Source organism: Cupriavidus lacunae (assembly GCF_003353055.1).
GTDB lineage: Bacteria > Pseudomonadota > Gammaproteobacteria > Burkholderiales > Burkholderiaceae > Cupriavidus > Cupriavidus lacunae.
In genome coordinates this window covers 102,659-114,442 of the sequence record NZ_QKWJ01000021.1, presented here as the reverse complement: position 1 = coordinate 114,442, position 11,784 = coordinate 102,659, and the positions used below count along the sequence as shown (strand labels likewise).

Here is an 11,784-nt window from a genome sequence, read left to right as displayed (position 1 = left end):
CGTATTCTGCCCCTGAAGGGTTGTGTCAGGCGTGTTCATTTGCGTGCTCCTTTGGGAGAAACGAGATTGCGAATCTTCGTTTTACTCCAGGGGCTTGCCTCCGCGGCCCTTCATAGTATCTCTCTCCACTCCCGACAATCCGGTGGCGCCAAGACGCATTGCTCGGCGCACGCGAGGCCACGGAACCGGGCCCATCGTACGGCTGATGAGCCCATCCGATCTTGGCCAGACTTTGAAGCCTTTCGTGTTTCTCGACATCTTTGATGCGAGCAAGGCGACCATCCGTACCATGAGCAACATGCCCCTCCATCCGCATTCGGGCATTGCCACCGTGACCGTCATCACCGAGGGCAGGATGCGCTACAACGATCCGGCGATCGGATCCGGGACAATCGGTTACGGGGGCGTCGAGTGGATGCGGGCAGGTGGTGGCGTCTGGCACGGCAAGGAAATGTCCGCGGACGACGTACCCCGCATCCAGGGCTTCCAGCTCTGGCTCGCGCTGCCGCCCGAGCTGGAAAACAACGAGCCGGTAAGCCGCTACATCGAAGCCGAGGACATGGCGCACAGCGGGCCGGCCCATGTCATCGTCGGCAGCTATGAGGGCGTGCAAAGCCCAGTCCCGGCTCCGGAAGGCATCAACTATCTGCTCGTCACGCTGCGGCCAGGGGAACGCTGGACCTACCGTCCGCCTGCCGGCCACACCGTTGGGTGGCTCGCGCTCGCGAAGGGCTTGCTCCATGCCGGTGCTCCCGTCGATGCCGGTGAAATGGTGAGCTTCGCGCAAGGCGAAACACCAATTGTTCTCGAGGCGCTGACGCAGGAAGACGCGGTATTTGTCGTGGGGTCCGCGGTTCCACATCCGCATCCCTTACATCTGGGCTATTACTCGGTCCATACTTCGGCGCAGGCACTTGAGGCCGGAGAACGGCGCATCGCTGAGCTGGGTAGAAATCTGGGGGATGCCGAAGCGCGGCGTACGGCCTCCGGGACCATACCCGTATTGCGCTGACGAACGAATCGCCGGCGTGGCCACACTGGCTAGTGTGTCGAAGAGCTTGGCCCGACGATCAAGGCCGGCACCACGGAAGAAGCGGCCGCCGCAGACATCGTCTTCATCGCCATCCGGTGGGTGAATTTGAAGCATGTCCTTGGCGGGCTACCCGCATGGAACGGCCGCATCGTCGTCGACGGCACCAACCCCGTCGAATGGTTCGACCCCGGTTCTCCGGACGCGAATGACTCAACCAACCCGCTGGCCACCTATGGCATCAGGGCGGTCGATCTCGATGGGCGCCATTCAAGTAGCGTGGTCCGCGAGCTTGTCCCTGGCGCGCGTCTCGTCAAGGCATTCAATCACCTCGATGTGAGCGTCCTGGATGAGCCGGAAGTGTCTGGCGGACGTCGGGTGCTTTTCCATTCGGGCGACGACATGGACGCCAAAGCGACTGTGCGCTCGTTGATCGAGAAGGCGGGCTTCTTTGCAGTCGATCTCGGCACACTGGATGTTGGCGGCCCATTGGCGTCGTTGCCGTTCGGTCCTCTGGGCGGAGCAAGCCTCATCAGAGTCTGAGGCGGCGAATCTTCTCCACGTACCTCGGCGGCGTGGCCGCATCCACAGGAGCGGCCTGCCCATCGAGCCGTGTCGAATCCCAGGCGCCTCATCCCTGGCTCGCCGCGCTGGTACTTCAAGGCACCATTTGTCATTCTATGCATGGCAACGATGCCTTTCAATTCAGGATGTATGCAAATAATCGTTGCTCAAATAGCATCCCCCTAAGCCTGACACCGTCACCATTTCGGGGCGGTCGTTGATGGCAACCGGCCCATTCCGGCCGGCGGAACATGGAGATGGGGATGCTCTTACACCGGCGTTGGCAATCACTGGACGAAGCGGATCTTGGCTGGCTCCACGCGAAATATCATTTCCAGGTCAATGCCGCCGGCAACCCGGCGCATCAGGCACTGGGCTCCCTGGTCGTCTGGAACGACGATGAGATCGCCGTTGGCCGCGGATTTCCCCTGCATGGGCACCGCGACATGGAGATCCTCACCTACGTCCGCCAGGGTGTACTCGGGCATCGCGACACCCTGGGTTCCGAAGGGACGATCCACGCGGGCGATGTTCAGGTGATGAGTGCAGGCGCGGGCATCCGCCACGCCGAATTCAACGTGGGCGAAGTGCCGCTCAAGGTGTACCAGATCTGGCTGCTGCCCCGCGAGACCGGTGGCGAGCCCCGCTGGGGCACAAAACCCTTTCCAAAGAGCGATCGCTCGGGACGCTTTGCGGTGCTGGCCAGCGGCTTCGCCGACGATCGCGAAGCCCTGCCGATTCGCGCGAATGCACGCCTGCTCGGGGCAACGCTGAAGGCCGGGGAACGCATTCGACAGCAGCTCAGCCCGTCGCGCAGCGCCTACCTCGTCGTTGCCTCGGGCCGGATCGAGATTGATGGCGAGCCCATGGGGCCGCTGGACGGGGCCGCAATCACGAACGCGACCGCGGCCGAGATCATGGCGCTCGAGGACTCGGAACTGGTGATGGTGGAAACCAGCTGAGATTCACCTTCCCTATCCTGGGACATGCCTTGCGCAGTCCCAGTGCGCCGGGGATTGCCTGATCGGTCGAGACGGCCTGGGGGGCCGTCGGAGAAGAACGTGTCACGATCCGGCGCGTTGAATCGCGCTTGCGGTTCTACGGTTGGGCGCGAGCGACTGCCGACACGGCCCGTGTCCGGTCAAGCATGTAGGCATTGACCACCCACACCAGCGAGGTCTTGCTGAAGCCGAGGTCCGCGGCGATCGACGGCAAGGCAACATTCACGATCGTCGTATCGAGCACGATCATGAGCACGCCGAGGCACTAAACGATCAGCGCCAGCCAGCGTTTGTCGCCGTCGATGGAATGGGTCACAAGGTTTCCACGCCCATGCGGTGGACCGGCTGCAGTACAGCGAATCGCTCTACAGCCTGGTGCGCGCGGGGCTCGCGGTCGGTCTGTTGTCCCGGCTATACGCCCATGGCATCAACGATGCGGCGCTGCGCGCCGTGCCCCTGGGCAGCCCCAGCTTCAAGCGCCGCGTGGCGCTGATGATGCGCAAGGAACCGGCGCCCCGGATGCCGGCGGCCGCCGGGTGCTTCCGCTTCCTGTCCGGCGTGATCCGGTGCTGACGACGCTCGCGCTATCGGTCATTTGGCTGGGAATCTGCGAGCCTTCTACCAAAGTAAGCGGACGATCGGGTAAGTCAGTGGATGCCTGGGCAGCCATCGGAACGCGAATTTCGTACAACATCGAGTGCCACGAAACTTGGAGAAACGAGCGTGCACACGGTTGTAACATTTGAGTCCGACGGGCTTCGCCTGGCCGGAGCCCTGCATCTACCCCCCAATCTTGCCGCCGGCGAGCGACGTCCCGCAATCGCGGTGCTGCACGGTTTCGGCAGCAACAAGGACGACGGTATGGTGCAGCTGGCGACACGCCTGTTTTCGTCGCTGGGCTATGTCGTCCTGCGCTTCGACATGCGGGGCTGCGGCAGCAGCGAAGGCGAGCTCGGCAAGGTACTGTGCGAGGACCAGGTGAGCGACACCCGCAACGCGGTCGGCTACCTGCAGAGCCTGCCCGAAGTGGACCCCGCGAAGATTGCTGTGATGGGCCACAGCTTCGGTGCGGCGGTGGCAGTCTATGCGGCTGGCGTTGACCCTCGCATCGTGGCCTGCATCTCATCGGCCGGATGGGGCGATGGGGAAGTCAAGCTGCGTCAGCAGCATGCCGGTTCGGCCGCATGGCAACGCTTCGAGGCAATGGTGGAGGAAGGCCGTACCCGGTTGGCCAGGGGCCAGTCAATGCAGGTCTCGCGCTTTGACATCGTGCCCATTCCCCCCGAGATGCGCAGCAATCTGCCTGCGGGAAGCTTCATGGAGTTCCCGTTCGAGGTGGTCGAAAGCATGCTCCGCTTTCGGCCGAACGCAGTGGTCGGCAACATTGCCCCGCGTCCGCTCCTGCTGCTGCATCCGGCGGACGATTCGGTCACCCCTACGGAACAGTCGATCGGACTGTTCCGCAACGCCAGGATGCCGGCCGAACTGCACCTGTTCTCGGGAATCGATCATTTCATCTTCTCCGATGACAACCGGGCCGTCCTGAACCTGGTCACGGACTGGCTGCACAAGTTCTTCCCGGCCCGGCAGGCGCCCTTGGAGGCCGCATGACCGCGCGCCCCCCGACCATGATCAGCGCAGCCCGGCTGCAGGCCTTTGCGCAGGCACTACTTGCCTCGGCCGGGCTGGACGAACCTGGCGCCTCACTGGTGGCGGAGAGCCTGGTGTGGGCGGACCTGCGCGGTTCGCCCGGACATGGGGTTTCGCGCATCCCGCAGTACGCTGCGTGGCTGGAGTCGGGCGACATGAATGGTCGGGCGCAACCGCGCGCGGGGCTCAGCCTGCCAGCCCTGACCGTGGTCGAGGGCGATCGCTGCGCCGGTGCGCTGGGCATGCGAATCGCCGCCGGGCAAGCTATCGCCGGAGCGCGCCTGGCCGGGGCGAGCCTGGTGCTCTTGCGGGAGACAACGCATACTGGCGCGCTCGGCTTTCACACCGCTCATGTGGCCAAAGCGGGAATGTTCGCCATGGCGATGGCCGCTTCGGCACCGCTGATGGCCTACCATGGCGCCTCGGCGGCGGGGGTCTCAACGGCTCCGCTGTCCATGGCCTGCCCGGGGCTCGGCGAGCCGATCGTTTTCGACATGGCTTCGGGCGCCGTCGCCTTCGGCAAGCTGATGCAGGCTCGGGTCGCCGGCCGGCCGCTCGAGCCGGGCTGGGCCATCGATGCCATGGGCAATGCCACCACGGACGCGCGCCAGGCGACAACGCCACTGCCACTGGGCGGCCCGAAAGGCTCGGGCCTCGCCCTGATGGCCGAGATCGCCTGCAGCCTGCTGACCAACCATCCGATCTTGGCACCCGCGCTGCTGGCCCCCGCTGCCGTCCATCGCCACACACAGAACGCGTGGATGCTCGTGATCGATATCGCGCAGGTGCTGGGCCCGTCCCTGTTTCAAGCGCAGTTGACCGAGCTCGCGGCGGCCATCCACAACCTGCCGGCCTCTGCCGAAGGTCCTCCGCGGCTGCCGGGAGAACGCGGCTACGCCGAAGCCCGCGAGCGCGGCACGAGCGGGATTGCCTTGGCGCCTGCGACGGCTGATGCGCTGGAAGCACTTGCCAGCCAGGCGGGCATCCGTGCCCCCTGGGCGTAGCGGGGGCTGATTATCACTTTCAATCGAGCCCCGACGATGGCCGACAGGCCACTTTACCCAGGTCAGGCATAGGCGCCGTCGAGATAGGGATCGACACTGCGCGCGGGTTCAGCCGAGACGCCGGTGCGGTCCCTACCGGCTACGGTGCGGGCACCATCGGTGTAAGGATCGACGCTGCGCGCCGGGTCCGCGGAAACGCCCGTGCGATCCAGGCCGGCCAGCGTGCGTGCGCCATCGGTGAACGGGCTGCGCGGTTCCAGTACCGAACGCGCGCCATCGTTGTACAGGTCGCGCGCATCTTGTACCGAGCGGGCACCGTCGGTGAACGGGTCGCGTGCGCCCACATGGGAGAACCCGGCGGCTTGCGCGCCGGCAGCGGCGGCAGCGAGAGCGACGGTGAAAACAAAACGCTTGGCGATATTGGTAGACATGATTCGGTTCCTTGAATGTTTGCGTGAGGTACTGGCTGGCGGGGCCACTTCGCTGTGTCGTTCCCGCCCGGCCACGGAACGTATTTAAGGAGACCGATGTATCGCTCACGTAGCGAATGCAGGCCCTCTTTGTAAGGTCACATAGCGATGCAGCCGCCTGATACAAACGCATACAAAGAGCGTGCTGACAGGGATCAGGAGGCGGCTTGCTGACTGTCAGTGCGCCTGGTGCAATGGCCTTATGCGCCCCAAATGCCAGCCCCGGCAGCCTCACGGGCGCAGTCGGAAAAGTCGCGGGCGCGCCGTCAGTCAGATAGCCCGACCCTCGCATGCGCGCCCCAGTACCCCCACACACAATTTGTTACGCATCCACGCTTTCCATGACACCGTTCGGACATGGACGGTCGATAGCGTCTCCCAACTGCCCTGTGGCAGTCATCCGAGGAGATATCGTGCGCGTACCTAAAAGGCTTACCCTTGCCGTGACGCTGTCGCTGGCGTGCGGACTGACAGCGTTTGCACATGCGGACGACGACGCCCGTCGACCGCATGCGCAGCATGTCCTGCTGGTTTCTGTCGACGGCCTGCATCAGGCCGACCTGGACTGGTTCGTCAACGCCTATCCGAATTCCGCCCTTGCGCTACTGGCCCGTCATGGCGTTGCCTATACCAATGCGCAAACGCCTTTCCCGTCGGACTCGTTCCCCGGGATGGTCAGCCAGGTCACTGGCGGCAACCCCAGGACCACGGGCATCTACTACGATGACGCCTACAGCCGCAGCCTGCTGCCGCAGGGCACCACCGCGGCCAACTGCCACAGCACCAGGCCAGGCGCTGAAGTGTTTTACGCCGAAGTCATCGCCAGGGATCTGAACCGGCTGGACAGCGGACAAAACATCCCGGGCCTGTACGCCGACTTCTCCAGGATTTTCCAGCTGACCGGGCACCCGCAGGACCTGATCAATCCGGCTTTCCTGCCGGTATCTCCGGTGACCTGCCAGCCGGTTTACCCGCACCAGTACCTCAAGGTGAACACGATCTTCGAGGTCGCGAAAAAGCACGGGCTGCACACTGCCTGGGCGGACAAGCACGCCGCCTATGAAATTCTCAACGGGCCGTCCGGTCAGGGCATCGACGACCTGTTTGCCCCCGAGATCAACAGCTCGGTAACCGACCCATCGCTGCCTGCCGGCCCGGGCGACGACTGGACCAAGGACAACACCAACACACAACGCTACGATAGCTTCAAGGTAAAGGCCGTCCTCAACTGGATCAAGGGCCTCGACCATGCTGGCAACGGCACGCCGGGGACTCCCGCCATATTCGGCATGAACTTCCAGTCCGTGTCGACCGCTCAGAAGCTCAACAAATCGGCCTACTACCCGGATCCGGCCAACACCGGCACCAAGGTGTCCGGCGGCCTGGGCGGCTACACGGCGAACGGCACCACGCCCGGCGTGGTGCTGCAAAGCGCGCTGAACTTCGTCAACAACCAGCTGGCCATGATGGTGAGCGCGCTTGACCAGACCAATACCGTCGTCATCCTGTCGGCGAAACACGGTCAGTCGCCGCTGAACCGCGCCGATCTCACCATCGTCAACGATGGCGACATGATCGATGCGCTCAACTGCGCCTGGGAGAAGTTCGCCGCCACGTGCAAGGACCCGTCCAAATCGCATCTCGTCGCGCACGCGATCGACGATGACGGCATCCTGATGTGGTTCAACGACCGCTCCCCCGCCGCCCTCCGCTTTGCCAAGAATTTCCTGCTTGGCTATTCCGGCAACGGCCTGGGCTCGGACGCAACCGGCACCGCGATCACCAAGACTTTCAGCCAGGCTGGAGCGAGCAAGATCTACGCCGGTGAAGAAGTCGTCGACCTCTTTGGCGTCGGCAGCAACGACGATCGCGTGCCGGACCTCGTCGGCATCGCGCAGCAGGGTACGGTCTATGGCGGCGCAAAGCTGTCGAAGATCGCCGAGCACGGCGGCGGCGCGAGGCAGGACCGTCACGTGCCCATCGTTGTGTGGGGGGCTGGCATTGACCAGAATATCGTCGACGACCCGGTCCAGACCAACCAGATAGCGCCTACCATCCTGGCCTTGCTTGGACTCAGGCCGCACGAGCTGCAGGCGGTGCAGGCCGAGCACACCAAGGTGCTGCCGCATCTGCGTTGAGCCGGGCCGGGACAGCGGGAATCACCGCATGTCCCGGCACGAAGCCCCTGTCAGGACTTACCCGGAGGCCCCCGGCCCAGTATTTCGCTGTGCGGAATACTGGGCCGCTTTCCTTGACGATGCCGCAAGGCGTATGCAACAGTCGGTGAAAACGAACGATCGTGCGGGAACGTACTCCGACACATCGTCACCGGGTGTCAGCGCCACTGTCCATGTCGACCAGGGCACCACCCGGCGAGCCGGGCGGCCGTTGCGCCGCATCGCACAGGAGACAGTCATGCAGCATCTGCAACACGCGTTTGCACACAGGTACCGTGATCCGTCCGGTGTCCCGTCTGGTGACCCTTCCAGCGCCTCGTCGGCAACGGCAGCTCGCGCACGCGCGCCGGAGCTGCCGCTCGCCTGAGTCCCCTTCCCTTTGTTGGCACGGCAGCGCCATGCACTGCCGGCGCCGGTCCACGCACGGCCTTGCGCCGGCGCGTGCCTGGTTTCACGAACCGCACGAGGTACCCCTGTGGCATTGTTCCTTCAACAGTTCCTGAACGGCCTGACGCTGGGCGGCGTCTACAGCCTGGTGGCGCTTGGCATGACGCTGGTCTACGGCATCCTGCACGTGCCCAACTTCGCGCACGGCGCGTTCTACATGGCCGGCGCCTACGTGTCGTACTACCTGATGACATCGCTGGGCGTGAACTACTGGCTGGCGATGCTGGGCGCGGCGTTGGCCGTCGCCGTGCTGTCGATGCTTGCCGACCGGCTGGTGTTCCACCCGCTGCGCAACTCGCCCGAGCTGCACGACATGATCGCCGCCATCGGCATCCTGCTGTTCCTGGAGGCCGGCGCGCAGGCGCTGTGGGGCGCTGACTTCCACCGCATGCCCACGCCCTACGGCCAGATCGTCGACGTGTTCGGGCTGACCGCGCCGCTGCAGCGCCTGCTCATCATCGGCGCGGCCTTTGCGCTGATGGTGCTGCTGCACCTGTTCCTGACGCGCACCATGACCGGCGCCACCATCATGGCGATGGCGCAGAACCGCGAAGGCGCCGCGCTGGTCGGCATCGACGCCACCCGCGTGACGCTGCTGGTGTTCGCCATCTCCGGCGCGCTGGCCGCGATCGCCGCCACGCTCTACGCCCCGATCAACCTAGTCTACCCCAGCATGGGCAACCTGGTGATCACCAAGGCCTTTGTCATCATCATCCTGGGCGGCATGGGCAGCATCCCGGGCGCCATCGTCGGCGGGCTGATCATCGGCATGGCCGAGAGCTTCGGCGGCTTCTACGTATCCACCGACTACAAGGACATCATCGCCTTCGTGCTGCTGGTGGTGATCCTGTCGATCCGGCCGCAGGGCCTGTTTGCCGGCAAGGCAGCCTGAGGAGACTCCAGATGAACGCACTGCAAGGAAAAACCGGCTGGACGCTGCTGCTGGCGCTCGCCATCGCCTTCCCGCTGATCACGCCCAACAGCTACTACCTGACCGTGATGACGCTGGCCTTCATCTATGCCATCGCCACGCTCGGGCTGAACCTGATCACCGGCTACACCGGGCAGCTCAACCTGGCCCACGGCGGGTTCATGGCGATCGGCGCCTATACGCTGGGCATCCTGACGGTGGACCACCAGGTGCCGTTCTGGCTGGCCTTCGTGCTGTCCGGCGTGATCTGCATGGTGGTGGGCTATGTGATCGGAGTGGTGTCGCTGCGCCTGAAGGGCCATTACTTCTCGATCTTCACCATGTGCGTGGGCTACATCATCTACCTGCTGATCGAGAAGTGGGAAAGCCTGACGCACGGCACGGTGGGCCTGATCGGCATCCCGGTGCCGGCCGCGATCGGACCGCTCAGCTTTGACAGCGTGCAGGCGCAGTACTACCTGGTGCTGTTCTTCCTCGCGGTCGGCACCTTCGTGATGCACCGCATTGTCAGCTCGTTGCTGGGCCGCAGCTTCCTGGCCGTGCGCAACAGCGACGCCCTGGCCGAGGCGCTGGGCATCAACCTGATGCGCACCAAGGTGCTGTCGTTCGTGCTGTCGGTGGGCTACGCCGGCTTTGCCGGTGCGCTCTACGCCGGCCAGGTGCGTTTCCTGGGGCCGGACATCGCGCGCACCGACCTGACCTTCGACATGGTGATGTCGATGCTGGTGGGTGGCATCGGCACCATCTTCGGGCCGCTGCTGGGCGCGGTGCTGGTGCCGTGGATCACGCAGTCGCTGCAGTTCATGCAGGACTACCGCATGCTGGTGTTCGGCCCGGTGCTGATCCTGCTGATCATTTTCGTGCCGGACGGCATCGTGGGTTCCTTCCTGAAGAAGCAGGCGCGCAAAGCCGCCGCCGAGCGCCGCGGCAAGCTGGCTGCGCAGTCCGCGGCGCGAGTCGCTGCGCAAGCCGCCACCCCTGTCCCGACCACCCGCGCCGGAGCCGACCATGCTTGAGATCCGCAACCTGACCAAGAAATTCGGCGGCCTGACCGCGGTGCACGATGTCTCCGTGACCTTCGAGCAAGGCCATATCAACGCCATCATCGGTCCCAACGGCGCCGGCAAGACCACCTTCTTCAACCTGATCGCGGGCACGCATGCGCCCAGTTCCGGCCAGATCCTGTTCAAGGGCCAGGACGTGGCCGGCCTGCGCGCCGACCAGATCGCGCGCCTGGGCGTGGCCCGCACCTTCCAGGCCACGGCGCTGTTCGACCGCGCCACGGTGCTCGACAACCTGATCGTCGGCCACCGCCTGCGCACCCGCTCGGGCCTGGGCGACGTGCTGTTCAACACCCGCCGCCTGCGCGAGGAAGAGCGCCTGTGCCGCGACAAGGCCGAAGCGGCGCTGGATTTCGTCGGCCTGTCGCACCTGGCGCACGAGGTCGCTGCCGATATCACGCAGGAGGCACGCAAGCGCGTGGCCTTTGCGCTGGCGCTGGCGACGGATCCGGAACTGCTGCTGCTAGACGAACCGGCCGGCGGCGTGAACCCGGAAGAGACCGTGGGCCTGGCCGAGCTGATCCGCAAGATGGTGCGCCATGGCAAGACCGTCTGCCTGATCGAACACAAGATGGACATGATCATGCGCCTGGCCGACAAGATCATGGTGCTGAACTACGGCGAGAAGATTGCCGAAGGCACGCCCGCGCAGATCCAGCAGGATCCGCATGTCATCGAGGCCTACCTGGGAGCCGACCATGTTGCAGCTTGAACGCGTCTCGCTGTCGTACGGCAGCTTCCGCGCCCTGGACAACATCACCCTGCACGCCGGCGCCGGCGAGCTGGTGGTGCTGCTGGGCGCCAACGGTGCCGGCAAGAGCTCGATCTTCCTGGCGATGAGCGCGATCCACCGCATCAGCGGCGGCAGCATGCGCTTTGACGGGCGCGAGCTGTCGGGCATGAAGCCGTCGCAGATCGTGCAGGCGGGGCTGGTGCACTGCCCGGAGGGCCGCAAGCTGTTTCCGGCGATGAGCGTGGAGAAGAACCTGGTGCTGGGCGCCTATGTGCACCGGCGCGATGGCGCGGGCATCCGCAAGACGCTGGAAGAGGTCTACGAACTGTTCCCGATCCTGCGGCAGAAGAAGGACCACCCGGCCGGCTCGCTGTCCGGCGGGCAGCAGCAGATGGTGGCGCTGGGCCGCGCGCTGATGAGCCGCCCGCGCGCGTTGCTGCTGGATGAGCCGTCGCTGGGGCTGGCGCCGCTGGTGGTCAGGCAGATGTTCGAGATCATCCAGCGCATCAACCGCGCCGGCACCACGGTGCTGCTGGCCGAGCAGAACGCCTACGCGGCGCTGGGCATCGCGCATCGCGCCTACGTGATCGAGAGCGGGCGCATCGTGATGGAGGGGGACCGGGATACGTTGCTGAAGGATGAGGGGATTCGGAAGGCGTATATCGGGGGGTAGTAGACACAGGCATGACGCGGGGGCTTGCCTTGCCGCAAGCATG

11 protein-coding genes and 2 pseudogenes are annotated in these 11,784 nt (G+C 64.9%); 11 read left to right on the top strand and 2 right to left on the bottom strand.

The window, feature by feature from the left end:
* Positions 1-205 precede the first annotated feature (205 nt).
* The 3 genes and pseudogenes from DN412_RS18390 to DN412_RS18380 all read left to right on the top strand — a co-directional run bounded on the left by DN412_RS18390 (position 206) and on the right by DN412_RS18380 (position 2,556).
* Complete coding sequence (locus DN412_RS18390) at positions 206-1,012, top strand: pirin family protein (protein WP_115212908.1); 807 nt, start codon at positions 206-208, stop codon at positions 1,010-1,012.
* Positions 1,013-1,063: 51 nt separating this feature from the next.
* A pseudogene (locus tag DN412_RS18385) lies at positions 1,064-1,573 on the top strand (NADPH-dependent F420 reductase); the annotation flags it as partial.
* 284 nt (positions 1,574-1,857) lie between these two features.
* Positions 1,858-2,556, top strand: a complete 699-nt coding sequence (locus DN412_RS18380) for a pirin family protein (RefSeq protein WP_115212906.1) — start codon at positions 1,858-1,860, stop codon at positions 2,554-2,556.
* A 181-nt stretch (positions 2,557-2,737) separates the two neighbouring features.
* On the opposite strand, the pseudogene DN412_RS18375 reads toward DN412_RS18380, so the two are convergent.
* Positions 2,738-2,911: pseudogene (locus DN412_RS18375) on the bottom strand (MFS transporter); the annotation flags it as partial.
* 20 nt (positions 2,912-2,931) lie between these two features.
* Here DN412_RS18375 and DN412_RS18370 point away from each other — a divergent pair.
* The 3 genes from DN412_RS18370 to DN412_RS18360 all read left to right on the top strand — a co-directional run bounded on the left by DN412_RS18370 (position 2,932) and on the right by DN412_RS18360 (position 5,249).
* The gene (locus tag DN412_RS18370) at positions 2,932-3,168 is read left to right on the top strand and encodes a LysR substrate-binding domain-containing protein (protein ID WP_115212905.1); all 237 of its coding nucleotides are present in this window, start codon (positions 2,932-2,934) and stop codon (positions 3,166-3,168) included.
* A gap of 81 nt (positions 3,169-3,249) precedes the next feature.
* Positions 3,250-4,206 (top strand): alpha/beta hydrolase, encoded by a 957-nt coding sequence (locus tag DN412_RS18365; RefSeq protein ID WP_115212904.1) that lies wholly within the window; start codon positions 3,250-3,252, stop codon positions 4,204-4,206.
* A complete protein-coding gene (locus tag DN412_RS18360) occupies positions 4,203-5,249 on the top strand; it encodes an Ldh family oxidoreductase (RefSeq protein ID WP_115212903.1) in 1,047 nt (348 codons plus the stop codon). The genes DN412_RS18365 and DN412_RS18360 overlap by 4 nt, the downstream gene beginning before the upstream one ends.
* Positions 5,250-5,311: 62 nt before the next feature.
* Here DN412_RS18360 and DN412_RS18355 read toward each other — a convergent pair whose 3' ends face one another.
* Positions 5,312-5,680, bottom strand: a complete 369-nt coding sequence (locus DN412_RS18355; RefSeq protein ID WP_115212902.1) for a hydroxyquinol 1,2-dioxygenase — start codon at positions 5,678-5,680, stop codon at positions 5,312-5,314.
* A 452-nt stretch (positions 5,681-6,132) separates the two neighbouring features.
* Here DN412_RS18355 and DN412_RS18350 point away from each other — a divergent pair, with 452 nt between their 5' ends.
* From DN412_RS18350 to DN412_RS18330, 5 genes are all read left to right on the top strand, one after another.
* Positions 6,133-7,857, top strand: a complete 1,725-nt coding sequence (locus tag DN412_RS18350; RefSeq protein ID WP_115212901.1) for an alkaline phosphatase family protein — start codon at positions 6,133-6,135, stop codon at positions 7,855-7,857.
* 514 nt (positions 7,858-8,371) lie between these two features.
* On the top strand, positions 8,372-9,235 hold the full coding sequence (locus DN412_RS18345) for a branched-chain amino acid ABC transporter permease (RefSeq protein ID WP_115212900.1): 864 nt from the start codon (positions 8,372-8,374) through the stop codon (positions 9,233-9,235).
* An 11-nt stretch (positions 9,236-9,246) separates the two neighbouring features.
* Positions 9,247-10,290, top strand: coding sequence for a branched-chain amino acid ABC transporter permease (locus DN412_RS18340; protein WP_078200863.1), 1,044 nt, complete (start codon positions 9,247-9,249; stop codon positions 10,288-10,290).
* Positions 10,283-11,047 (top strand): ABC transporter ATP-binding protein, encoded by a 765-nt coding sequence (locus tag DN412_RS18335; RefSeq protein ID WP_115212899.1) that lies wholly within the window; start codon positions 10,283-10,285, stop codon positions 11,045-11,047. Before DN412_RS18340 ends, DN412_RS18335 begins: the two co-directional genes overlap by 8 nt.
* Complete coding sequence (locus tag DN412_RS18330; protein ID WP_115212898.1) at positions 11,034-11,741, top strand: ABC transporter ATP-binding protein; 708 nt, start codon at positions 11,034-11,036, stop codon at positions 11,739-11,741. The genes DN412_RS18335 and DN412_RS18330 overlap by 14 nt, the downstream gene beginning before the upstream one ends.
* Positions 11,742-11,784 lie beyond the last annotated feature (43 nt).